The sequence below is a fragment of the Tardiphaga sp. 285_C5_N1_2 genome (assembly GCF_052076065.1).
GTDB lineage: Bacteria > Pseudomonadota > Alphaproteobacteria > Rhizobiales > Xanthobacteraceae > Tardiphaga > Tardiphaga robiniae.
Window position 1 is genome coordinate 913,023 of the sequence record NZ_CP197241.1, and the last position, 23,246, is coordinate 936,268.

The window sequence follows — 23,246 nt, forward strand, 5'->3', positions numbered from 1 at the left end:
TTTGCCGGCCTCTCACTGACGTCAGTGTTTAGAAGGTGCCGGTGCCGAAGTTGCCCAGATTGAAGCGGTAGTTCAGGCCCGCTTTAATCGTGTGCTCGTCGTTTCGGAAGCCGCCGATAGCAAACGTCGGAGTGACGAAACTAGTCGTCCCGAAATCGTAGTACTGATATTCCACCTTGCCCGACCAATTCTGGCTGAACAGATATTCGAGACCGCCGCCAACTGTGTAGCCATCCCGGCCACCATCGCCGGTGAAGCCGTTGGTGAAGCGCGAGTCGGCTCAGGCGTAACCGCCCTTTACGTAAAGAAGGGACGGGCCCCATGTGTAACCGAGACGGCCGGTAACCGAACCGAGACCGCGGTTTGCAAAGCTGCTGCTGGTGTCGATGAAGCTGTAGTTCGCTTCCAGACCAAACACCCAGTTAGGCGCGAACTGCGTGTCCCAACCGATCTGACCGCCGCCCATGAAGCGACCGTCGTCACCGCCGCCGAGAACGTTGTTCGAATTGCCGCGGAAGGCGCCGCCGACGTGACCGCCGATATAGAAGCCGGTCCAATTGTAGATTATCGCGGGCGCCATTGCGGGCGCCTTGGTATAGGGACGTGCAGCCATGTCGGCAGCCGAGGCCGACGTTGCAGCGAAAAGTAGCGCGGCCGTTGCGAGTAAATACTTTTTCATGTGTCGCTCCATTTTGAATCTGTAGCGAGATCGTATGAACTAATACGCCCCACTACCGTCTCTCAAAAGGCACACACGGGGACGATCGCGCCGAAGTTGTGAGCGGCAGGCGGGAACAAATTAAAGCGTGCGGCACCCGCTACCGTCTGGTTCCATACGCAGGAAGAGCGACGTTGAGCATCCCGCTGATCAAGCAAGCCTTGATGGAACATGCCGGCGTGACAGGCCTGATCATGGGCACGGATCGAGGCGGGACACCGCCGGTATCCAGACTTCGGTATTGAAGCTGTCCGCCCGCTGCACCGGAGCGAGGCGGGTTTCGCATTCAATGGGCGAGTGATGTCGCTGCGGAGCATTTTTCTAACCCGTACTCTCGTTCTTCTGTCTATCGTCCTCGATTTTCGCGCTGCAGCGATCATGTCCTGTTGTTGCGAGTGTCGGCGATCCGCACCTGGATGCACTCGAAGTCCGTTTCTTCGGAATGTGGGCAACAAGCTCTACTGACCAATGGCAATCTGACTATTCGTTACGTTCGACCAGAGACGGGCTATCGCCTCGGAGAAGAGCTCGTGCTTCTTGGACCAGTTCGTTGGCGATCTGTTCGTTGATCAGAAAATCGTAGTGCCCATCTCGGGTGACTAACGTCAGAGTACCAAGGAGCGGGGAATCGTGTATCGACATCACGCCCACATCGAGGGCCAGCAGCGCTTCGAGGTCATCCTCGGCGGGCATGTTGAGTGGTTTGTCATGCAGGGAAGCCGCTGGTTTCTTTGTCATGCTTTGAGCTTACCCGAGCGCGGTACGACATTTGGAAAGTCGATGAGATCTGGCAAGCTGGGTGTCAGCATGCGGGACACTCATCACTCAGCCCATCGAGCACGCTCTCGACCGCCGCGATCCGCTCCTTTTTGCCCGAGGATGTTCGGTGTTCTGCCAGCGACAGAGCGTAGTCCACAGCGTGATGGCTGTGTCGCAAACGCATATAGCCGTGGTGGGGCATGGAGCGATCGCGTGCGCTTCCATCAGTAGATCTGCGGCCCACATCTCGAGTTCATGCTCAGTCATTCTCTTGGGCATGGTTAGGCCTTCTTGGTTCGTTTCGGCTTTGGAGGAGGCTGCTGCGGGATAGATCGAAATATTACGTCGCCGATGACGTGCCGCTCGGTCGTCTCGATGCTATCCGCTGCGAACGAGACGCGATCACGCCAATCCCGTCCCATGGGATCTGCTCTCGTCGCAATGGCGCGAGCCACCCCCTCGGTCTCGGCGGGGACGATGGCAATCTGTCTGCTCTTCTCAAGCAGATTCAATGCAGGCGTTAACCGCCACAATCGATTGGTTTCGGGGACCAAAACGGGCGGAGCGGCGATCTCGGTGACGGGCTCGTCTTCGTCGGACATAAGGGGAAAACGACAACCAGCGCGCCATATTCCTTGGAGAGATGGGGAGCAGCCGGGCGTGCGCTTGCTACCGGGATCGATGATCTGCGTAACCAGCAATCACGGCCCCTACGGCGATGCCGATAATGATGCCAGCGGTCACGTTCCTGATGGCAATGCCGAGGACAGCTCCAAGGCACACCCCTAACGCAATGCCTAGCCCCATCCTCGAAGGATGTTGTTTCATCGGATTCCAAACCAGTTGGGATAAGATAGCTTAGGGAATCGGCGCGCTGTAAGTCCAGATGTTTAGGGCCCCGGTCGGGTCTCTTCGTGGAAAAGGCAAACGCGGGGTCGAACCGGAGCGCAAATCTAACATCAGGCCTTGTGCGCCATCACCGCCACAAAGGAAGCGCCGTCCTCGAAGAACAAATCCTTCATCATCGAGGAGAAGGCCCCGAGATCGTGCGCCGCTATTGGGACTGGCATCACGTTCGCCTTGACAGGTTTTTGGAGAGCCGAATTCGTCCGAGCGCGCACGCTTAAAGAGGCGGCCCAGCGCCCGTTTGGACTCAGGCGCCGAGCCTAACCAACAGCCGCTGAGGAAAGCTGCCGGCTTCGTAAAAAATCAACGCAAACCTAATTCGTTCCTCGGGGAAGATCGGCCCGACGGCGGATGGGATCGGCCGCCGGGCCGCCTCACTGAACTCGGTGCGGAATGATCCCGAGCCCGGTGATGGAAATTTAGAGAGGCCCGGCGGCGGTCGAGTTGGGTGCAAGGGTACGCCGCCGAGCCCGGAAGGCAGCCCACGACAGAAACTGCCGACCGCGGAAAAAATTGGCAAAAACGGATTTAGTTCCAACCAAGCCCGGCAGCGAAATGGCCCGACGCTCAACCGAATCCATGAGCGCCGGGCCTGGCCTAAGCGTGGCTTCTAGGGTCACGCCGACCATCGACCTCTAGCATCGCAACCCAAGGAAACTCATTGATCCGCCTGTTCTCCGCGTGCGTTTTGCTGTGCGCATTTTTTTCAATTCACCGGCGTTTGCCCAGAATTTTCTCGAAGGCGTTGTCTCGATTGGCGTCAAGTTGACCAAGGAAGAAACGTGCGTCGCCAGCCAGTACGGCGTTGGGGATGGCTACCACGGCCGTAGGACGGCTTCGGGCGAACGGTTCAATGCTTGCGCCCTGATGGCCGCGCACAAGAGCCGGCGCTTCGGTAGCCACGTCACGGTCACGAACAAGAACAACGGCAGATCGGTGCGGGTCCGCATCACGGACCGGCCCGTTCATCGAGGGGCTGCATCGACCCGTCTCGAGCAGCAGCCAACGCAATCGGCATGGGCGGGATCGCGCGCGTAACCGTTCAGTAGCCCACGAGGCCCGAGAGGGCGACCCGGATGACCCGGTCTTGTTTACGGAGCGATTCTCAGCCGGCGAGAAACTAAGCGACTTGAGACAGAAATCCGGTTATCATTGACGTCGCCGGCTGCGGGCGGGGAGAATACCGTTTCGACGTCGAAGCTCGTGTACATGCGGCGAAGAGCTAAGGTCCATGAAGCATGGAGGCCCTGCGATGTGGATAACATTAATGGCTTGCTTCGCTTGTTTTCTGATCGGCGGATATGCGGGCCTCTGCCTTGGTTACTACTCGGGTACGGAAGTGGTCCGGCAAGAGGTGCGAGAGTTGTTGGACAGACGGTGGCCGATCGCAGAAGGTCAGTCGGCAGTCATTCAGGACAACGGCGGCGCCTTCTCCGCAAACTGAACGACGGCCTGTCGTCATTTAAGTACACTCCGGCGCGTTCCTCAACTCTCCGCGCTCGTTCCTGGTATTTCACCGCCAGAGCATTTAGCCGGTCGGACACTGATCGATACCCGCCGAATTTCGCAAACTCTTCGCACCTTCGAGATATCGCTCTCAGTCGTGCAGCCGTTGCGATCGCTTCTCGTTGGGGCGTCGTCAGAGCCATCGACGCACTCGGCACAGCGCTACTAATCGATCCACAATCTCGAAAGTGGTCTTTTGCGCAATTCGATGCGCTCTCCACCTTTGGCAGACGTGAGTCTGGCCCTCAGCAAGCAAGACCGAAAATATGATTGAACCGCCATGTTGCGGCGCATAATCTTTTTTTGCCGGGAAGGTAGCGTCGGTATGGAGGATGGAAATGCCGCACGAATATCGGGTGTGGACCGATGATGATATTGCAAAGTTACGAGATCCGGCTGGCAGCCGATCTCCTGACGATATTTCCAGAGAGTTGGGACGGACGCGAGCGGCAACTGTGTGCAAAGCTCACCTGCTTGGTATTTCAATGCGTAGGCCTGCAAATGCAGGACTTCCACGAAATTGGTATAAGCAGCCGCAGGAACGTTCACCTAGACTTTAGTTTACTATGGCCGGACTTATCCTGAGGGACAGCTGGCCATTTTTATTCCACGAGCCGAAGGCGCCCGTAGCCCTTGCGCAGCCGCTCCTGTGCAGCGCTCACGTCTTCGTGGTCAAGTATTTCGAGCATGCGTTGTAAGACGAATTGCGGGCTCCGCGGTCCCGGCCACATGAGCTGTGTAAGACGGCCCGAGCGTCATCCATGGCGTCGTTGATGGTGTCGATGTCGCGCATCATTGATCCCTCACGAGCTTGTAGCGGTTGCGCCACTTCGGATCCTTGTCGACGGAGTGGTAAACCGGCGTGCCTCCTGGAAAGAGTGCTTGCAACATGCCGAGGCGTGCGAACTCGATCGGCCCGTCGTACTCGGCGGCCTGTATCAACACGTGCATTGCGTTCTGCCACGGTGGGGCGTCGTGCATCTGCTTCGGCAGGCGGGTGATGTATTCGCCGGCATCCTGCAGGGTGGCCAGTTTACCGCCAGCGGGGAGGGCAATGGGGTCTGGAAAACGCGTCGACCATGGCATAACTCAAATCCGCAACTGAACGGCAGATTCAAACGTCCTGTTGCGGATTAGTTCCGGTCAAGCGCTCAGGCTTCTCCCACAGACTATCGGTGTCGAAGGTCTTCGATAGCGCCTTTGGCTCGCAGGTCCGCCCTTACCTTGCGGACGCTTGGCAGCGAAATCCCCAGATCGCACGCCTTCCTTTTGACTGACGTAATGGGCCGGCCGAGCGCCGCTGCGGCACGTAGAGCAGACGCTCCGCTGTCGACTAGCTCTTTCAGCTTGGCGACGTCTTCCGTATCCCATGGTTTCGCAAGCAGGCGCCTTGTCACGGTTATTTCTCCAGCGGTCGCAGCTCGCCGTTCAACCAGCCCTCGGCCTGGATCACTGGATCTGGCCCAACAGCGGCATGGATGAAGCTGCACTTTGGACATTCGTAGGCATGGATGACCATGCCCTTGTCCGCCGGAGTAGACCGCAGCCAAGCAGTGACAGATCCGCATTTCGGACAGATCGGCGTTTGGGTCTGTGGCATAGCGGTGACAAATTATCAGAAATGGTCAGTCTGAAAAGTGAATTGCGCTTGAGATCAATCGAGCAGCGGGGGTACCTCGCAATAATTCGGCCCGACGTCATCGGGGGCAATGTCGTCGGGCCTCACCGGATTATCGACCTTGGAGAGATGGTGTCCGGCTGCTCCAACAAGCAACGTCAGGGAACATCGTTCCTTAAAGGGCGCGCCGCGATATAATGTGGGATGAAACCAACGAAGTCGCTCAGGAAGCAGGCTAAGAAAGCCGAGGCTGTAGCTCTGCGCTCGGAAGACACCGAGCACGCTGAACGCATGCACAATCTAGCCGAAGCGTTCCGAGCTCAAGCTGAGGCGCTGAAACCTAAAAAGAAAGGGAAAGCGAAGAACAGCAGCGGAGATTAGTCGGCCAGCTTCTGGCAATGATTACGTCACTCTTCGGGCCGGCTGAAAGTTCGTCCTCTTGCCGTTCTTGATGCCTTCAACTTCCCATCGGCCATCGTCGGCCTCGAGCTTGGAAATCAGCGAGTAGCCGGACTGCAGCACCTTCGCGATCACTTGCTCCACTGGCATGCCAAAGCGTGCGAGACCTTACCTCGTTGCCTTGACAGTCACGAAAACCGATGCGTCATCGCCAAGCGGATTCTGCACCGCGTCAATGAGGGAGAGCGGACCTTCGTCGGCATGGCAGTTGCGGGGATAGCGGCGGTTGAAGGGCTACGGCGCGGCACCAACAGGTTTGAGCTACAGCATACCCAGAGCGGCTGGCTTTGTCGGTCTATAACCGTGGCTCTCTGGGCTTCGCTAAATCACACTGGAGCCACTCCGGAACGAATGACAGATTCTCCCGTTTTTATCGAGACTCAAACGAGGGAGAGCCGTTATGGCAAACGAAACGAGCAATCTGATCAGCAGCGAGAAGGTTGAAGGCACCGCCGTCTATGGTCCCGACAGCGAAAAGGTCGGCTCGATTGAAAGCGTGATGATCGACAAAGTCAGCGGCAAAGTTGCCTATGCAGTGCTGAGCTTCGGCGGCTTCCTTGGGATGGGCGATGAGCATTATCCGCTCCCTTGGCAGACGCTGAAGTACGACACCAATCTTGAGGGTTACGTTACCAACGTGACGAAGGCTCAGCTCGAGGGCGCGCCGAAATACGCCAATGACAGCGACTGGGACTGGTCGGACACCAACCGGGCTCGCTCGCTCAATGATTACTACGGCACTCCTTGGGTCTAGCTCCTCGATCGCGGCAAGTCGTGGCTCTTTGATCTTAAAGCAAGAAACTATTCTACTTTGGCTGAATTGTCTGACGCATACGCCGGGTGACAACCGGCCAAAACGGGGATGATGGACGCGGCGGTTTTGCCGGTTTCTCGTCACGACAGCAACGCATTGGTACGCGCGGCCATCTAACCCGTTCCCGGCATATGCGCTTAAGTACTTCGCTCGGTTCGCGGCAGAAGCGTAATGCTCATAGTCGTACTAGAAAAATGCCAGCAGCCGCGACGGCGATGATCCAGGCAACCAGCACAGCGATTGGCGCGATCCTTGAGGTGGGCATTAGAATTCTGCATGAGCGGAGCTCACAGAAACGCAAGTACGTTTGCGCTGGAGGCCTTTGAGGGAGCCGACGACCCTCAGTACCTTGCCGTAAATACAGCTGTTGTTCTGGACATAGACGACAGCAAAGGGGGGCAGGGTGTGGGGCTCACGGGCAAGGATGGGCTGAGCCGACGCGTCCGCGTCAAACAACAATGCGATACCGAAAATGAGCATACGCATAACACATCCCATCATCCAATAACCGCGTACAATACTTCTATTGAGATTTAGTTCGCTTTGCGAAAACGTCGCACCGCCCGTGGCACAGGGGGTAGCCACAATGGGGTACGAGTGTGCATGAGCCTTCTAGCCCGACGCCTAGCGCAGAAGGGAGCAAGGTTCTGCATCGCTCTTCCTATTTTTCTGTGTCAGTCGGAGCACTAGATTGCGAGGCTTCGGGGAGGTGTGCAGTCGGGTTACTCCGTGCGGGGCATTTACACGGCTCGTTGACGTCGGAATGCTCTTGGCTCGATCAAGCCTTGTCATTCAAACGACGTAATAGGCAAAGGGAAAGACGCAATGTTGAACTTGACCCAGAGTGCCGCATTGCCTGCCGCAATTGCATCCCTTCATCCATGCAGGGAATCAATCTTCAACATTTCCAATCGCGCATCCCTCGTCAGGTCGGATGCTGATCCAGACAAGAAGCCTGACCTAGCTGGACAACGTGACGTACTACACGCGGTCCTGGCGCGAATTGGCTGCGGGCAAGTTCTACTCAAACGAGGCGGTTTGCTTGACGTGAGCGCAATCGGTCGTGCGATATTGGAACGCGAATGTGGCGCCGCGAGCGGGGAAACACTCTATCGCGCCGTCAAGCAACTCGTGAATCGCGCGGGAGCGCAAATTCCCGTTGGCTCGACATCATGGCTCGCGACTTCCTTCAGGGAAGGCGTCACCAGGCTTGTAAGCCAGATGATCAATGTTTGGACCGATGAAACCAGCACCATCATTCTGCTCGATCTTGACGCTCATCCAGAGCCGACGCCTGAGGCGCTGCGGCGCTTGTTCGGCCTTACAGCCGCGGAAAGCCAGCTTGCAGTCGAATTGGCGCGTGGTCATAATTTGCTTGACATTTCTCGCTCCCGGCGTCTGAGCCGGACGACAATCCGCTCACACCTGGCCTCTCTGTTCGTCAAAACTCAAACAAGGCGGCAGGCGGAGCTGGTTGCATTACTCGGGCGTGTCGCCGTCCTCCCGTCTCATGGCAATTGAGGTCGGCGATAGGCAGCCAGAAAGCCGGAGTGCGGTGCGATCGATGGAGAGATGTTGGAGCTGAAGGGCGTAGCTCCGCTTTGCGCGCACTAAGGGGATCAATCGTTATGGCTAACCTGGGGAAACCTATAAAGCCACGAAAGCAAACTTTCACCCAAACTAACGGGACGTCAACGAGCGTTAGCCTCGAGGATGCCTTTTGGGACGCGTTGACAGAGATTGCGAGCGAAGAAGGTATCTCTCGGTTAACACTGACTAGGCGGATAGATCGCGACCGAGTCCACTCCAACCTTACGTCAGCTATCCGAGTTTCTGTTGTGGAGCGTTTTATTGCTAAGTACCGCTCGGCAACTGGCGCCGATGCGGATAGGCAGCAAAAAGCCCGCCCCGGAGAGGGCGGGCTTTCTCGATAATTGCCGACATTATTTTTCCGGATGACCGGAGCCGGGCGGTGTCGTCTTCGGAGCCTTGCCATCTTCGACACGGCCTTCGTTGCGGAGGTCGCGACCTTGCTGGGCCTTCTTCTTGCTCTCCGCGTCCTTGCCGTGTTCGTTCAGCTCTTCCTTGACGAAGCCGGCACCTTCTTTGATTTTACCTTCCACGCTCATATTCATCTCCTGTGCTGTTAGCCATAAAAAACTCAGCTGGGGCAGTTTTGATCCGTCGCAAAAGCGATCTTCCGCAAGACGCCGGATAGGCACCGACGCCGAACCAGTCCGCAATTGTCACCGACACAGCCGAGCGCCCGGTGCAGGACCGGGGAGAAGCGATCACATTCACCGGCTCTTTCTGCTACCGCCGCCCTTGGAAACCAGGCCATCGCTTCCGCCGTCACCTGAAACAAAACAGCCCGAACTGCGTCATTGTCCCGGGAGCGACCATGACCGGGAAAGGACAGGCGATGTTACGGAAAACAGTAATCCTTGCAGTTGCTGTTGCCGCCATGAGCCTGCTTCCACTAACCGATGCTTCGGCTCGCGGCGGTTTCGGCGGCGGTGGGTTTCATGGTGGCGGCGGCTGGCACGGAGGTGAATGGCATGGAGGTGAGTGGCGCGGCGGTGGATGGCGCGGCGGCTGGGGGGGGCCGGCGTTCGTCGGCGCGGGATTTGGTCTGGGCCTGGCGAGCGCTGGCTGGGGCATTGGCGGTTGGGGTCCGGGTTGGCGTGACCCGTGTCTTCGTCATCGACAGGTTTGGACCCGTTGGGGTTGGCGGATTGTGCCCGTGAATGTTTGCTGGTGAATCCTGGTCGGCGCTGGGAATTTCGCCTGCTAGCGGCCGACTGCCATCACCACGTCGATTAAGCGCTGGGTATGACTGCTACCGCGCATGGTCTGAACTGAAACTTCGGAAACAGGCGGCTGCTGGTGCGCGGCCTCACTTCGCATCTTGGCTCGGAGTTTTGTCCCCAACCCGGCCGGCCGGAGCGACGCTGGCGCCGCTATTTCTCAAAGAAGGCGGCCCAGCGTTCGGATTGGCCATCACGCCCGTGTTGGTGCTGCTCAGCGAGTTCGTCGCAGCCGCGCCAGCCGGCGACTGTCCGTAGGTTTGCGAGCTGGTTGAGGACGATGGCGCCGCGGTGACGCTGTTGATGTTGCCGGTCCCGATGTTGCCGGAGTTGGCAGCGCCCGTAGCTCCGCCGGCACCAGCGCCAGACGATCCTGCGCCGCCAGCTGAAGACGCGCTGCCACCCGCCGAGCCGCCGCTAGATCCTCCCCCGCCGCCACCTCCACCACCTTGGGCGAAAGCAGGCGCTGAAATTGCGACAATTGCCGAGATTAATATCGCGACGGCTGTGGATGACATGATCGAGCTCCCTGTTGAGCCGGTTCAAAGCGAATGTTGGAGAACAGTTCCGAGACTGTTTGGAACGATATGCCGGATCGCAAGCTTGTGCTGCTGCAGCGAGGAGATCACGACATGACTGACAAAACGCTACCACCTGCAGAGCCGGCCGAAGATTTGAAAGATGTCGTCATCGACGGCGTCAAAGACGCCGCCGACCGGGTCAGCACAGCGATCGACGAGGGTCGCAAGCCCGGCAGACCGTTAGACATTCTGGCAAAGGTCACACGGGACGCGCCATTGGGGACCCTCTTAGTTGCTTTTCTTTTCGGAGCAGCAATGGCGCGGCGGCGCCATTGCTAGACAGATGAGTTACGATCCTGCTCGCAATATTGTCGACGGTTTGTTGAAACTAAGCGCGCTGAGCGTCCAGATAGGTGTCTTGATGGCTGAGGCGCTCCTCGCTGCGGGTGGTTCCACCAAAACGTTGCCAGCCGATGACGTTCCAGATCCGCCGCCTTCCCCCGCTCAGATTGAAGCGATTGCGCTAGCGCTCGAGCGGGAGATCCTTGGCAACTACGAACTCGGCTTCCAGGCTATGCTTCGGCTGAACTTTCCCCGGGATCGACTTCGAGAAATCGCCGTCACAGCGCTGAATGCGGCGCGCGGCGCCGGCCGCACGACCACCGGTGCAACTGCAGGGAACGATGCTGAATAGGAGATGTTCCAACGTAGTCCCGTCCCGTTTGAACGGGAGCTCATAAGCTGGGAGCCAACATGTTTGCATCTACTCTCGTCGCAATGACCGAAGCTTCCCTTCTCGGCTTCGAAGCAAGCCGGGTCGTCGCATTGCGTATGCAAGTTTTTATGCTGGGCGGGACGGCCGCATGGAATGAGGCTGATCTGATGGTCCGTGAAAAGACGAAAGCCTTCAGTCAGGCGTTCCGTGATCTTGCGGCTGGGTCATCCCGATCAGACGTCTACTCTGACCTCAGAGCGATAGTGAAAGAAAATTACGATCGGCTCTCCGAGCGGCATTAAGCCCTATGAGCAATGCCGTGTTCCAGAAAACAAGTGCTCCGACGATAGTAGGCATCGTGAACTCACCACCTTTTGGTCAGGAGCGCGGAAGCCTCTCGGCTTCCGTTGCTTGGGCCGGGCGTCACTCCAGCAATTCTTGCCGATGCAAGAAGGCGTCGATCAGGACAACTGCATGGTAGCGGATGGCGAATACCACAGCCGGCCTGTGTCGCGAAACGCGCGGTCCAAACCATCGACCGCATCATCACCGCACTGCGGTCGGGATCCTTCTTTAAGGTTCCTCCGATAGCTTCATCTCAAGCGGCACTGTAATGCCTACTGCTAGCTGGTAGACGAAACGACAGAGCCGCCGGAGCGACCCGGCGGGTTTTCTTTGGAGGCGGCAGTGGCACCAGCAATCGAGCTTATCGTCAGCGCATACATCCAGGTTGGTGATCGGGCGGCGCTGGTCGGTCTGCTGGATCATCGAAAGCGCATCGCTAAGGACCTGCGAAGCCGGACCGGTTTCGATTTTCGCGTGCCGCTGGATGCTGTCGAGAATGAAATCGAGGTCATAGAGGCAGGCGTGGCCACATTCGATAACTCGCCGTCCTAGTCTCTCGTGCGTGCTCTTCTTGACTCTCGGTGGCTTCATGCGACGTTGTGCCGATAGCCGTAGGGAGAGCGATGTGGCGACTGGTACCGTAAAGTGGTTTAACGCGACCAAGGGCTTCGGCTTCATTCAGCCGGACACAGGTGGCAAGGACGTGTTTGTGCATATTTCGGCCGTGGAACGGGCGGGGCTGAGCACGCTCAACGAGGGTGCCAAGGTCAGCTACGAAGAGCAGGAAAACCGCGGAAAGACGTCGGCAGAAAACCTGCGCGTCGGCTGATTGCGGCGAACTGACTGAAATATCGATCCGCCGGTTTCCCAGTCCCCCGGCGGTTCTCCTTTGCTCAGAAGAAACCCGGGCTGAGATCCAAGCCGTAGGTCATTGCAAGGATCGATACGAACAGTCCGGCCGCCCCGAACCAGACAAGATGCATCCAAGGCGACGTTGTGGGTGCTGTGACGATCGAGGGCGTTGGCTGCTTCAGTGCGACTGGCATGATGGCCTCCTGTGTTGCTGGCCTTCATAGGTGCGGCGAGCTGTCGCAGAGGTTCAGTTCTATTTTGCTGACGAGACGATAGCGGCCGCGCACGAACAGCGGGACCGTCGACAACCACGAAGACGGCCCCGCCACGCGCTCGAACCCTAGCCTTGGGGGGCATCGGGCCGTTCGGCGAACCTCAGGATGGATTGGTTTTCAGGAGGTGTCGTCACAGCATTTTGCCGCATCGACGGCGTTACCGCGCATAGAGCGATTCGCTAATACCGTATTGCGTGCACTCATCGTGACTAAAAGGGAAAGCCCGAATCGAAGGGGTTTAGCAGATACGAGATGCAGCACGTAAATCTGCAAAAGAACGAAGCCGATACCGAGCGAAGTAGCTGAATTTTGCTGGGCAATTCATGTTGGCCTCGGAGCGATTCGAACGTCCGCCCCTCAGAATCGAAATCCGGTGCTCGTTCATGGCATTGCAACATTTTCCCGATTGGAACTGAACGACAGTCTTTTTTGTTCTTCCCCGATAAACGGGGGCGTGATGGATGGTAGAAAAGGCCGGAACGGAAGCGTTGCGCAAGCGACGGATGGTGCACATCGAACAAGCGTCACCCAAAGCAGAGCGAAAGCCGCTACCTTTAGGAGCTGACGCGCGTAGGAACTCCCGGGTCGTGCTTGCCCTGGTCCTTTTCGGCCTCGGGACATGGACCGCCTCAGCTTTTCTGCCGGCCCTGATATGGGCCACCATTCTCGCAGTTGCCCTGTGGCCGCTGTATCTTAAGTTTGCGGCGCGCTTTTCGTCAGGTCATTCAAGTCTGGCAGCGTTCATCTTCACCGCAATCGTGGCTTTGGTGCTGTTCACCCCGCTGTCACTTGCCATCTACCAAATCGCGCAGCAAGGCGACGTTCTTGTGAGGTGGCTAAAGCAAGCCCGCGAGAGCGGTGTTGAGGTGCCGGATTGGGTCGCGCGTCTACCGCTCGTTGCGGAAACTCTGCAAACTTGGTGGCGCGCCAACCTCTCGGATCCAAAAGCTGCAGCGGCATGGCTTCAAACTGTTAACGCGGATAATGCGTCGGAGTTGTTTAAAACATTCGGCTCACAGCTGCTTCATCGTCTTTTTCTGTTGCTGTTCTCGCTTCTGACCTTGTATTTCCTCCTCCGTAATGGTCGCGCTGTCACGAGCCGTTTCCTCGAGACGTGCGACCGCCTTATCGGCGATCCAGGAGAGGGACTCGTCGAGAAAATGGTCGAAGCGACGCGCGGCACGGTCAACGGTACAATTCTCGTCGCTGTGGGCGAAGGATTGCTTATTGGTATCGGATTCTTGGTCGCCGGCGTACCGACCCCCGTGATGTTTACTATAATAACCATAGCATTCGCGATGTTACCGTTCGGAGCCTGGTTGGCTTTCACCGCGGCGGCATTAGTTTTGCTCTCCGGGGAAGGCAGTGGGTTTGCGGCCGCTGGGGTGTTTCTATGGGGTGCGATCGTTATGCTTGCTGGCGATCACTTCGTATGGCCCACTCTGGTCGGTGGTTCGGCGCGACTTCCCTTTCTTCTAGCATTTGTTGGTATCTTCGGAGGTATTGCTGCGTTTGGCCTGTTCGGCTTATTCCTAGGGCCTGTCATTATGGCAGCACTACTGACCGTGTGGCGCGAGTGGATCTTCCGGCCAGTGCCGCAGTAACTTTGTGATCCTTCTTGAAGGGCTCCGCAAAATGAAAGATTTCCATATGAACAACGCTAGCTACTAACAACCGAGGAGGTGCCTTTGCCGTCACAACATCAGTAATGGTCCAAAGATCGTGGTCCGCGGGAGGGGCCCATACGGCAGAAATCATTTTTAAGTCAAGGCGTTCTGCGCTGGAGTTAATTAACCTCTAGCCAATCCCCGGCATTGATGTAGTTCACCTTCAGCGCCGCGAAGCTCGCGCGCAGGCAACGAAATAATGAGTTGAGCCGCGTCTAAGCAAGAATTACTCGATTAGAGGGTTCACCAGATCGCGCCCGTCAGCAGTGGCGAATCCACGCGGCAACGAAAGGCAACTCGTCGTCTTACAACACCCGACCGGCGAAACGGCCGGTCTTGGCGCAAGGCCATTGTGAGGTTGAGGGCCTTGCTGTGTGTGACCTCCAGCCCGCATGTGGCTCGCGTAGACGGCTTGCTTCAGGTTTCGCCCACAGGCGTCATACGCGCCATCGAACGGCTTGGCCTAATAAATCCAAGCGAAATCTAAAGCCCCCGTCGTCCGCCTTAGCCGCTGTTCAGTACAAGACTTGCGGCAGCCAAGGTTAGCGAGAAGATCGGCGCATTCAATTCGATCTACTACGTTCCACCTAACTCACGCGACCTCACGTCGATAGGCAGCTCCAGATCCGCGAGCACCCATCCAATGCGGCATCGCTGCACCGTCGCGGTGGCTGCCGCCGACGCTGCCGGCGGCCACCGCGATCACCGCGCCCAGCAATATGGCCGCCGCGACGGAGAAGGCCAGGATCACTGAACTCCGTCGAGATTTGGCTATCGACGCTTGAGAGGTTGCAATCGCGGCATCGACCCGTTTTTCCGCCTCTGCGCCGGCGAGACCGGTGTTCGCGGCAACGAGTTGAGCAAGATAAGATCGATCCTCGCTGCTCATTCCCGAGTGGCTCGACGAGGTCAAGAGAATTCTTCCCGCCTCCGCACGTTCCTGCAGAAGGTCTACGTTTGCGGCGCGACGCAAGGGCCTGAACAGGCGGTCGATCTCGTAGCTTAGCAAAGGCTCCGCAGCGCTGGTGCGTGCTGACGATGAGTTACTGTTCGGCCGCGTTAGTGTCGCGCTTCCAATGAAGGCCGCAAGCGCTACGCCGAGAACAACGGCAAGCGCCCACGCAGCGAGTCCATGTAGACCATCGCGCTGTTCAATTTCGGCGGTATCCAAAGCAGCCAGACCGACATTTGTCCGCCCTGCAATATAGCCTCCCACTCCGAAACTCAGCGCGGCTTGGAGAATGAGATAAAGTCCCGACAATATCCAAAGCGCAGCGGAGGCGTCCCGCCAAGTCGGAGCCGTCGATGAAACGCCAAGTCCGATCGTTACGCCAAAGGCCAGCAGAATTGACGAAAGCGCGGTCGCTATGAGGGCACCGAGGATTACGGGCGTCCAGCTCAAATACCTTGAGGGGACTTCAACGGAAGCTGCGCCAGGTTCAATCGATTCAACCATCTCAGCGCAACCCGAAGAATGACAACACGGCCAAGATGACGACGATTAATCCCACCAGATAAATCAAACCATTCATCGTTCTTCTCCTCGTTTTGTTACCGTCAGAGCCTGCAGTCCTCACCGCTGTATTCAAAAGCATCGCTCGGCCGTCTGCTGCATGAATCGACTTTTTTGCCCTGCGTTTTCAAACTCTCGAATATTGCTTATTGTTCCCGACGCGTTGAGGCTCGCGGCCTTAAGTGACGGTGGCTCTACCTGCCGCCAGGGGCTGCGGCGCATCCTCATCGCTCGCTTGTGTCTTCTCGGCCTCCAACGTATTCCCCAACCGGGAAAAAGATGATTGTGGCCGAAGGCGCCCGTCGGGATGGCCTTCGGGCGGTAAAAACGACCTCGCGTCCAAACGGCGAATAGGCCTGCTAGCTCCTTGATTGATCGTTCGCGGCGGTCCTTAGCCTCCAGCACCACGGCGGCGCTTCCGGGCCGTCGAGGAGCAAAACGATGAGCTACCATCTTTCAAATGGATGCCCAGTCCGGGCTGCGGGACAAAAATGTACTGATCTATTGAACGTCAATTTACGGCGACACACCGCGCGCTTCTCCGCTATGGCCGACGTTTCGGGAAGAACTGGCAACTTTCGCCGTCGTGCTGAGTTGGCACCGACTGTAAGCAATCGCCGGAGCGAGAATGGTTGACGAAGTGGCGGTGAGAAGGGCGGCAGAGACAGCATGGACGGTGTACAGGGCGGCGCATCCCGACGTCGATACACAGGACAGCCGCCGCTGCCTGCTGGAGCGCTATCTGCACAGGAGTGGTGAAACGCGAGAAAGCGATACCGAAGAACTCGCCAGCTTCGGCATAGCGCACCTGCGCCGGCTTCCCCAAGACGAATGTTGACGGGCATGAAAATGCTCGCTGGATGGGCTCAAGGAAGCACAAGGCCGAATTGGACACTGCTCGCGATTTCATTCCTCATTTCCGCGACCATCGTGACAGTCCTGCGGTTCGTGTTCGGAGGCTAGCCGATGCGGATTGACCAACTTGCTTCGTTGTAGGTTGCGGCGAACTTGACACCCCGGCCCGTGAACGGGTCGGCAGGATGCCGAGCGTCGTCTAGTCCTGAGCCGGCGCATGGACATGCCGACGACGAAAGTTACGATGAGGGGGATTGCGAAGCCAGGACGGAACCCGCATCATCCGTCCATCAGGACCCGGCGGCGTCCGCGGCTTCGCGAGCTTTCTCGCCCATGCGTTGCACAGTCCTTTCACCGACCTTCTCGGCAGCAGCGCGTGCCTCGCACTTGGTCCGGATATCCTCTAATTCCTCGTCGGTCAGATGCTCGATGCCGACGAATGAGTTATGAGCGGCACTCGTTCGGATGAGTTCGTCTAGCTTCACCTGAATGGCGGCGCTGTCTCGGTTCTGAGAGTTCTGGATGAGAAAGACCATCAAGAACGTCACAATCGTCGTCCCCGTGTTGATGACAAGCTGCCACGTGTCCGAGTAACCGAACAGAGGACCGGTCACGGCCCAGATGATCACGACGGCGGCTGCGACGATGAACGTCGTGGCTCGACCCGCGAGTTGAGAAGTCTTGTTAGCAAGGTCTCCAAAAAAGCGGGAAAATCCGCTGCGACGTTCGTTGTTTGACACTATTGAATCCATTTGCCGGTGCGACCTTCCACAACATGCCGTGCAAATTCAAGGCGATGGTAATTTATTGCTCGAGCGCTCGGGCACGCCAGGCGCGACATTTCTTGGCACCCATGGATAACGTGACGCTCAATAGCCCAACAATCATTACGCGCAAACGCTGTAGCAAGCTCACCAGGTCAAGGGTAGTTGCTCGGAATCCTCACGTTGCATCACTTGTGGCCTTGAAATGCGCCGGCTTGCATAGTGCGGCGTCTGGCGCATCTTACGCCGGCGGGGCGTTTCTGTGACTTGGCGGAACTCAGTTGGCTTGCGCTCGGCGGTGTTTGTAGAGGCGAGGATAGGTGTCGGCTTCGCCGGCTCGACAGCAGCCGGTTGTAGGTGAACTTGACGCGGAGCGGATCCGCCGCCTTCGCCGCGCAGGCATTCTTCGGAGTAGTATGGCCAGTTTTGCTTTTCGCACACGCTATCGGCAGCAGTTTGCGAAACCCGTGCGGCGTCTTGGTCCATAGGCGCTCTGCCTAATGCGATTAGCGCGTCAGAAGCTCCTGCGGGGGCATTAGGCACCGCGGAGCCCTGGGTCGCAAATGCTAACGTGATGGAACCAGCGAAAATTATTAAGCCAGCTGCACGTCGATCGAATGTCTTTAGAAAAGTCATGCGGATAACCTTGTCAGAAAAGGAGGAGGTGGCCCATGCGGGCCACTTCCTAGGATCAATCCCAACGATGACGGCGCTGCTTAATCACTACCACCCGGTCGCGATTGCGCCAGCCGCGGTGCCATCCATGATCGCGGCGATATTCCGCGCGAGGGCCGCGGTAGCCGCGGTCATAGTCGCGGGACATTCCGTGATCCTCGCCGATGCGAACGCGCACGTCCTGCGCACTTGCAAAGGTCGGGGTAGTTATGGTCGCCACGACGGCAGCGGCAAATGCGTAAGTTGATAACTTCATCTTCAAGCTCCCTTGTTCAACCGAGACGCCAACGGGATAAAGTGGCAATCGTTCCGCTGTAGCTGCATTGATCCGCACAAGGCCAAAAAAAACTGCCCGCGGATGTGGACCCGGGGCAGTAGAGTGAACGAGGAACGAGTGTCTAGCGCCACAAGGCGGCGCCGGGCCTAACCTTCGATGATGTAGACGATCTCATGCGTCTGCGGTCGAAGGATAACGTAACGACCATTGACCAGAATGAAGTCGTATCCGCGCCATTCTGGATAGATTTCGATCACTCGCGTTGGGAGCGGGTGCACGCGCACTGTAGACGGTACCGTCACGCCTACTGAGATGTTGAAGTTCACATTGCGAACTTCCTCGACCTTTTCTTGCCGGATCGCACTAGTGATCTGCGTGCGCTTTTCAGCAGGAGGGGCAACGGTTGCAGACGTCGCGGCATTGCCCGTCGTAGACGCGGAGCCGGCCTTGCCGTCGCCGGTCTTAGCGTCAGTGGCAGCCTTGGTATCAGTTGTCGACTTGGTGTCCGTCGCGGACTTCGCGCCCTTTGTGTCGGTGCGCTCTTGCGCAGAGGTCCCGGCTTTATCCGACGGAGCGACGGCAGGCTTATCCTGGGCGGTCGTTGCTGGTTTGGTAGGCGCGGCCTTCTGGTCGGAGGCGGCCTTGGCATCAGGTGCAGACCTGGAATCGGTCATCGACTTGCCGTCACTTGCCGTCCCCTTTGCAGCGGGCATGTTGGTCGAAGGAGCCTCGCCGGCCCGCGGTGCTGATGCGGCAGGTGCATCGCCGCCCTTTGATCCGCTCGCGCCGCCGCCCTGCGCCAGAGCGAAAGCAGTCGTGGCAATCAAGGCAATGGCCGCAGCCGATCCCATCAATCTCCTATTCATTTTATGACCTCCACTGTCGAGACCGCTCATTCGGTCTTGCGCAACAACAGCGAAAGCAGTTTCTTGGTTCCGTTCTTGGATGACGATTCCGGGTAAAAGAAGCAATACGGGCGGCGCCATATTCCAAAAAGATGCGCTGATGCCAGCTGTTGTCTTCGTAACGCCGAGCTCAGGAACCCATCGCAGCCCGGGAATTTGTGTCAACGGCCGCATGGTGCGGTCAAAGGAGAGCAATATGAAACGGATGATAATCGCCGGGGTCGCGGCCCTTTTGCTGACGGCGGGAAGTGGAGCGGCCGTGGCCGCTATGCCGCTAGCGCCGATGACAGCTTCGGGCGATGCGATCGAGATAAAGGGCGGCCACGGTCATGGTCATGGCCACATGCATCGTGGTGGACGCGGACATCATTACGGCTGGTCCCGCGGGCGCGGGCATCATTACGGCTGGAGCCGCGGCCGCGGTCATCGTCATCATTGGTGATAAGTCCGGCGGACGCGATTAAGCGTCCGCCACTCGTTCCGCGCCTGGCGCTGTTGTTGCGCTGCGCCCACGCACGCAATGCAGCAGCGTTTCCGCAATTTCGCGCGGATCCGGCGACAGGCGTCGCGCCTCCCTAAGACTGTGGCGGCACTTTCTCCCATGTCATAGGAACGCTAGCCACTTGTCGATCCACGTCCTTAGGCTTTAAGCCTGCGGCTGATGGGAGCTGTGCCGAAAGAAGCGGCCAAGACTTGATCGTGAAGAACTCTAATTTAAGCCCATCTCGACGGCTATACGGATAAGATCGGAGTGGTTCCGTGCGCCCAGCTTCTGCTTCAGTAGGGACGTGGTATTTGCTACCGTCTTGTAGGAGATGCCGAGCGCGTCGGCGACCTCAACGATCTTGTCGCCCCGGCCGAGGAGCCGAAGAATTTCCAGTTCCCGGGCCGACATGCTGGTGGCCGGATTTGCCCGGATAGCAGCGCCTGAGAACGTTACTGTCTTGGCGAGATGCGGAGAAATGAAGTTCTCACCCGCGGCCACTTTGCGTACTGCCTTGATGAGCAGGCGCGGATCGTCGCCCTTAGAGACATAGCCTTGGGCACCGAGCTCGATGGCTCGGACTACAAAGGCTGGATCGTCATTCATGCTGAACATGATAATACGCGCGTCGGGATCATCCTTGCGGATACGACGCATCAACTCGAAGCCGGAAAGATCCGGCAGATTGATGTCGATGATCGTCACGTCGGGTCGTTTAGATAGATAGGCGCGGTGCCCCGATTTCTCATCGACCGCCTCATCGATGGATATTGTAGGGTCCGACGCAAACAGCGAACGGCAGCCCGACACCACGACGGGGTGGTCATCGACAATCAGGAGCTTCACAGGCTGTGCCATCGGCGGGACAATCTCGCAATTATGCTATGCATATTGGATTTCAACGCTTTGACCAGAGGAATGGTGCCGGGTTGACCAATTTAATGATTCCAATGTGGACGACTTTGTCGCTGCGTGCACGCATTTGCGTGCTGCTGGGCGGCATGTTTCTGAGCGCCCTGATTGCCGGCCTCGCTTTGCTATGGATTTTCTCCTCGGATCAAATTTTGGAGGAAAACGAGCCATCGGCGCGGTCGGCGATCACCGTCGCGGCGGGTTTGAACGCCGCTCTCGCGGCCTCCACAAGACCCGACGCAATCCTCGCGGCGTTCGTCGATCAGCTCGGTTCGACACCTGCGGATGCGATCCGGTTTCGCCGTGATGGCGAGGTGCATGCACCGGAGCAGGGCAAGACGTCCGGCAGGGTCCCGGAATGGTTCGTGAAAGCGCTGTTCGTGCCTGACCTTGCGCAGCATATTCCCGTCCTGGTCCAAGGTCGCCGGGTCGGCGATCTTATTTTCGAACCAGATCTCTCTGCGCAGATCTACGAGAAATGGATCGGCTTTCTCTCGCTTCTCGGGTCACTCGTCGGCATGGCATTGCTTGCCGGCCTCTTGTCGTTTGTGACGATTGGCGCAGCGCTGCAGCCCTTACGCGATCTCGCTGAGGGGCTGGCACGGCTCCGCACTGGTGACTTCTCGAAGAAAGTCGATTGTTCCGGCCCCCCTGAAGTTCGGGAAAGCTGCTTGTCCGTGAACGAGCTTGCTTTGACTCTCGGTCGCCTCAGTTCAGAGAACCGAAGTCTATTACGAAAGATGATCTCCATCCAAGATGAGGAGCGACGTGACATCTCGCGTGAGTTGCACGATGAACTTGGTCCACTTCTGTTTGCTATCCGGGCTAACGTTACTGCTATGATCGACGACCGCGGCAGCGGCACCAACCGGTCTATGGGAGAGGAGCGCGTGCTGCAGGCGGTAGAGGCTTTGCAAATCGCCAACCGCCGCATTCTTGAGCGGCTGCGACCAATGCTCATCGAAGAGCTGGGTCTCGATGCTAGCATCCAAAAGCTTTTGCGTGACGTACACACGCAGGTGCCTGAAATGGCCGTGACATTCGAGATCGATCCCCGGATCGTCACGGCGGACAGTGTGGTCGCTCAGACCGTATACCGTTTGCTGCAGGAAGGCATCACCAACGTCCTGAAACATGCCGGTGCGTCTAAGATGAGCGTGAAGACCGAGGTGACGAACGAAGCTATTCTGGTCGAGGTTGCCGATAATGGTGCGAGGGCGCCCCTAGAGCCGAAATTCGGCCGGGGCCTGACGGGGATGCAGGAGCGCCTCCGCGCCTTAGAAGGAAAGTTTGACTACATCCGTGCCGACGGATGGACAACAATCCGGTGTAGCCTACCGCTGGCAGCGCCGGATTAGGTTGGACCGGCCGTCTTTGCCATCGGCGTGATCTCAAAACCGGCCAGCGAGAGAGCCGTGATCACTACCTTTGCAACGCAGGTCGCTTGCTCGCTCGTTATCGGCAATTTTTCTCCGTTGCGGTTCTCGATAGCACAAGTGCTAATAGCCTCGGCTATGATCGTCATTAGCTGGAAGTCATCCACCTCTAGCAACTCCTGAACAAAGCAACGACCTGCTTAAGTCTCTAGGAACGGCACGTTGAATAGACAGGGCTTGGGGCCTCCGATCTATTATTTGACGATGCGAAACGCCGCGTCCCGGGCACGTGGCGGGTCTTCCGGCTGACGATGATGCGCCATGCTGCGCAGTGAATCGGTGGGCCTCCAGCCCTTTGCGGAGGAGCTTTTTGTCGGAGAGCTGTCGCTTTCGCCGATGGCAAATAGAACTCCCAGCAGTACGGCGCCGACCCACACGAAATATTGAAATATGGGCAAGATGATCCTCCCACAAAGACGCGTCGAACTGGTCGAGGCGGCCCTTTCGGCCCGCCTCGAAAAGCGCGCTTAGTCGATCACTTCGACAATACGATGGGTGCCCGGGTCGACCAGTACGGTCCGATCGTTGACCACCGTGTAGCGATAGGCAGTGGAACCGTACTCTCGCGGAACTTCATAATAGGTGACGCCGCTGTCGGGCAATACGGCACCGACGCGTAGCTCGCGGTCATACCGGTATGACGGGTGACGACGCTCGGTGACGTAGCTGTGGAAGCGGGGACGGTTGGCCTCGGAAATGCCGCCTGCCGTGGCGCCGGCGGCAGCGCCAACGGCGGCACCGACAGGGCCGCCGACGGCGCCACCGACGATTGCGCCGCCGACGGCTCCGCCCGCCGCTCCATTCTGAGCGAGGGCAGGCGAGAAGTAGGCCAGCGAAGCGATTGCAATGGCAGCCGTGGAAATGAATTTCATGATCGTCCTCCTGGTGTGTTGGCGGAGTGAAAACTGCCAACGCTTAAGGTCGTTCCGTCGAATTGCCGCTTTATCCCGACATTTTCCATCGCCGTGTGGAAGGCGGGGAAACGGCTTCTAACCGAGTGATCGAGGACCGCGCGCCACGTTTGTACCCGTTAGTACATTGACTTATATGACCTATCATAACTATTGGATGTGATTCAGAAAGCGTGGTGCTGACTATTATGAGCCCTGGCGGAAATAGACGAGCGGGAAATCCTGGTATCTCGATTGCTGCCGAGGAGGAAGACAGCTGCATATAGAGCGCGGGGATTTGGACGCGCATCCGGCGTCGGAGGAATTGTTTGTCGACATCGCCGAGGCGGCTGACGCTCCATGCCGGGATTGACCGCTATGAGCTGGTGGAAGGTCAGATTTTCTGACGTTAGAAAATAGTGGGATCGATAGCCGACTAATGCATGACCGAACTATAAACAGAAATCCTAGGCGCGAAATGAACACAGACAATGGTGCGGACGAACACGTCATCTACCAAACGAGATTTCAGGGAAGGGTACTGGATTTCCGCGGGCGTCCCGTTTTCCTGAG

27 protein-coding genes and 1 pseudogene are annotated in these 23,246 nt (G+C 57.8%); 14 read left to right on the forward strand and 14 right to left on the reverse strand.

All coding sequences use genetic code 11. From position 1 onward, the window contains the following. Positions 1-28: 28 nt before the first annotated feature. The 3 genes and pseudogenes from AB7951_RS04285 to AB7951_RS04295 form a co-directional block, all read right to left on the reverse strand. A pseudogene (locus AB7951_RS04285) lies at positions 29-679 on the reverse strand (outer membrane protein). A gap of 519 nt (positions 680-1,198) precedes the next feature. Continuing rightward, positions 1,199-1,456: a hypothetical protein gene (locus tag AB7951_RS04290; RefSeq protein WP_120286816.1), complete on the reverse strand. Its 258-nt coding sequence runs from the start codon at positions 1,454-1,456 to the stop codon at positions 1,199-1,201. 302 nt (positions 1,457-1,758) lie between these two features. Beyond that, positions 1,759-2,079 carry a hypothetical protein gene (locus AB7951_RS04295; RefSeq protein ID WP_120286815.1) on the reverse strand — a complete coding sequence of 107 codons (321 nt, stop codon included), beginning with the start codon at positions 2,077-2,079 and terminating at the stop codon, positions 1,759-1,761. A 985-nt stretch (positions 2,080-3,064) separates the two neighbouring features. Between AB7951_RS04295 and AB7951_RS04300 the strand changes: the two genes are divergently transcribed. After that, positions 3,065-3,421, forward strand: coding sequence for a septal ring lytic transglycosylase RlpA family protein (locus AB7951_RS04300; RefSeq protein WP_439068593.1), 357 nt, complete (start codon positions 3,065-3,067; stop codon positions 3,419-3,421). 1,260 nt (positions 3,422-4,681) lie between these two features. Here the strand turns inward: AB7951_RS04300 and AB7951_RS04305 are convergent. Next, on the reverse strand, positions 4,682-4,975 hold the full coding sequence (locus AB7951_RS04305; protein WP_120286813.1) for a hypothetical protein: 294 nt from the start codon (positions 4,973-4,975) through the stop codon (positions 4,682-4,684). 736 nt (positions 4,976-5,711) lie between these two features. Here AB7951_RS04305 and AB7951_RS04310 point away from each other — a divergent pair. Continuing rightward, positions 5,712-5,888 (forward strand): hypothetical protein, encoded by a 177-nt coding sequence (locus tag AB7951_RS04310; protein ID WP_199711949.1) that lies wholly within the window; start codon positions 5,712-5,714, stop codon positions 5,886-5,888. Between the two features lie 21 nt (positions 5,889-5,909). Here the strand turns inward: AB7951_RS04310 and AB7951_RS04315 are convergent, their stop codons facing one another. Beyond that, on the reverse strand, positions 5,910-6,056 hold the full coding sequence (locus AB7951_RS04315) for a PepSY domain-containing protein (protein ID WP_120286811.1): 147 nt from the start codon (positions 6,054-6,056) through the stop codon (positions 5,910-5,912). 310 nt (positions 6,057-6,366) lie between these two features. On the opposite strand from AB7951_RS04315, the gene AB7951_RS04320 reads away from it, so the two are divergent. The 3 genes from AB7951_RS04320 (at position 6,367) to AB7951_RS04330 (ending at position 8,714) form a co-directional block, all read left to right on the forward strand. Then, a complete protein-coding gene (locus AB7951_RS04320; RefSeq protein WP_120286810.1) occupies positions 6,367-6,720 on the forward strand; it encodes a PRC-barrel domain-containing protein in 354 nt (117 codons plus the stop codon). 885 nt (positions 6,721-7,605) lie between these two features. Beyond that, positions 7,606-8,301 (forward strand): helix-turn-helix transcriptional regulator, encoded by a 696-nt coding sequence (locus AB7951_RS04325; RefSeq protein WP_439059631.1) that lies wholly within the window; start codon positions 7,606-7,608, stop codon positions 8,299-8,301. Between the two features lie 107 nt (positions 8,302-8,408). Beyond that, the gene (locus AB7951_RS04330; protein WP_120286809.1) at positions 8,409-8,714 is read left to right on the forward strand and encodes a ribbon-helix-helix domain-containing protein; all 306 of its coding nucleotides are present in this window, start codon (positions 8,409-8,411) and stop codon (positions 8,712-8,714) included. A gap of 9 nt (positions 8,715-8,723) precedes the next feature. Here AB7951_RS04330 and AB7951_RS04335 read toward each other — a convergent pair whose 3' ends face one another. Next, positions 8,724-8,909: a hypothetical protein gene (locus AB7951_RS04335; RefSeq protein ID WP_068738891.1), complete on the reverse strand. Its 186-nt coding sequence runs from the start codon at positions 8,907-8,909 to the stop codon at positions 8,724-8,726. 1,310 nt (positions 8,910-10,219) lie between these two features. Between AB7951_RS04335 and AB7951_RS04340 the strand changes: the two genes are divergently transcribed. The 5 genes from AB7951_RS04340 (at position 10,220) to AB7951_RS04360 (ending at position 11,997) form a co-directional block, all read left to right on the forward strand. Next, on the forward strand, positions 10,220-10,447 hold the full coding sequence (locus AB7951_RS04340; protein ID WP_120286842.1) for a hypothetical protein: 228 nt from the start codon (positions 10,220-10,222) through the stop codon (positions 10,445-10,447). Continuing rightward, entirely contained in the window at positions 10,401-10,802 is a 402-nt protein-coding gene (locus AB7951_RS04345; protein ID WP_439068591.1) for a hypothetical protein, read from the forward strand. The genes AB7951_RS04340 and AB7951_RS04345 overlap by 47 nt, the downstream gene beginning before the upstream one ends. 59 nt (positions 10,803-10,861) lie before the next feature. Next, positions 10,862-11,125, forward strand: a complete 264-nt coding sequence (locus AB7951_RS04350; protein ID WP_147421558.1) for a hypothetical protein — start codon at positions 10,862-10,864, stop codon at positions 11,123-11,125. A 385-nt stretch (positions 11,126-11,510) separates the two neighbouring features. Further along, entirely contained in the window at positions 11,511-11,720 is a 210-nt protein-coding gene (locus AB7951_RS04355) for a hypothetical protein (protein WP_120286841.1), read from the forward strand. A gap of 73 nt (positions 11,721-11,793) precedes the next feature. Then, on the forward strand, positions 11,794-11,997 hold the full coding sequence (locus AB7951_RS04360) for a cold-shock protein (protein WP_068738889.1): 204 nt from the start codon (positions 11,794-11,796) through the stop codon (positions 11,995-11,997). A gap of 64 nt (positions 11,998-12,061) precedes the next feature. Here the strand turns inward: AB7951_RS04360 and AB7951_RS04365 are convergent, their stop codons facing one another. After that, entirely contained in the window at positions 12,062-12,214 is a 153-nt protein-coding gene (locus AB7951_RS04365; protein WP_158596709.1) for a hypothetical protein, read from the reverse strand. Positions 12,215-12,882: 668 nt separating this feature from the next. On the opposite strand from AB7951_RS04365, the gene AB7951_RS04370 reads away from it, so the two are divergent. Next, the gene (locus tag AB7951_RS04370) at positions 12,883-13,899 is read left to right on the forward strand and encodes an AI-2E family transporter (RefSeq protein ID WP_439068590.1); all 1,017 of its coding nucleotides are present in this window, start codon (positions 12,883-12,885) and stop codon (positions 13,897-13,899) included. 655 nt (positions 13,900-14,554) lie between these two features. Here AB7951_RS04370 and AB7951_RS04375 read toward each other — a convergent pair. Further along, entirely contained in the window at positions 14,555-15,418 is an 864-nt protein-coding gene (locus tag AB7951_RS04375; RefSeq protein WP_120286805.1) for a hypothetical protein, read from the reverse strand. A gap of 685 nt (positions 15,419-16,103) precedes the next feature. Between AB7951_RS04375 and AB7951_RS04380 the strand changes: the two genes are divergently transcribed. Beyond that, positions 16,104-16,313, forward strand: coding sequence for a hypothetical protein (locus tag AB7951_RS04380; RefSeq protein WP_120286804.1), 210 nt, complete (start codon positions 16,104-16,106; stop codon positions 16,311-16,313). A 307-nt stretch (positions 16,314-16,620) separates the two neighbouring features. On the opposite strand, the gene AB7951_RS04385 is transcribed toward AB7951_RS04380, so the two are convergent. The 3 genes from AB7951_RS04385 to AB7951_RS04395 form a co-directional block, all read right to left on the reverse strand. Next, a complete protein-coding gene (locus AB7951_RS04385) occupies positions 16,621-17,082 on the reverse strand; it encodes a low affinity iron permease family protein (RefSeq protein WP_068738758.1) in 462 nt (153 codons plus the stop codon). Between the two features lie 703 nt (positions 17,083-17,785). Continuing rightward, positions 17,786-18,025, reverse strand: coding sequence for a hypothetical protein (locus AB7951_RS04390; protein WP_081422159.1), 240 nt, complete (start codon positions 18,023-18,025; stop codon positions 17,786-17,788). A 167-nt stretch (positions 18,026-18,192) separates the two neighbouring features. Next, positions 18,193-19,125: a DUF1236 domain-containing protein gene (locus tag AB7951_RS04395; protein ID WP_441255696.1), complete on the reverse strand. Its 933-nt coding sequence runs from the start codon at positions 19,123-19,125 to the stop codon at positions 18,193-18,195. A gap of 155 nt (positions 19,126-19,280) precedes the next feature. Between AB7951_RS04395 and AB7951_RS04400 the strand changes: the two genes are divergently transcribed. Next, positions 19,281-19,415 carry a hypothetical protein gene (locus AB7951_RS04400; protein ID WP_276511283.1) on the forward strand — a complete coding sequence of 45 codons (135 nt, stop codon included), beginning with the start codon at positions 19,281-19,283 and terminating at the stop codon, positions 19,413-19,415. Between the two features lie 245 nt (positions 19,416-19,660). Here AB7951_RS04400 and AB7951_RS04405 read toward each other — a convergent pair whose 3' ends face one another. Then, positions 19,661-20,293, reverse strand: a complete 633-nt coding sequence (locus tag AB7951_RS04405) for a response regulator transcription factor (RefSeq protein WP_081422136.1) — start codon at positions 20,291-20,293, stop codon at positions 19,661-19,663. A gap of 71 nt (positions 20,294-20,364) precedes the next feature. Here AB7951_RS04405 and AB7951_RS04410 point away from each other — a divergent pair, with 71 nt between their 5' ends. Beyond that, on the forward strand, positions 20,365-21,705 hold the full coding sequence (locus tag AB7951_RS04410; protein ID WP_158596707.1) for an ATP-binding protein: 1,341 nt from the start codon (positions 20,365-20,367) through the stop codon (positions 21,703-21,705). Here AB7951_RS04410 and AB7951_RS04415 read toward each other — a convergent pair. Continuing rightward, positions 21,702-21,890 (reverse strand): hypothetical protein, encoded by a 189-nt coding sequence (locus tag AB7951_RS04415; RefSeq protein WP_139069975.1) that lies wholly within the window; start codon positions 21,888-21,890, stop codon positions 21,702-21,704. The two genes, AB7951_RS04410 and AB7951_RS04415, sit on opposite strands and share 4 nt — an antisense overlap. A 360-nt stretch (positions 21,891-22,250) precedes the next feature. After that, positions 22,251-22,655, reverse strand: a complete 405-nt coding sequence (locus AB7951_RS04420; RefSeq protein ID WP_068738747.1) for a DUF1236 domain-containing protein — start codon at positions 22,653-22,655, stop codon at positions 22,251-22,253. Positions 22,656-23,246: the final 591 nt, after the last annotated feature.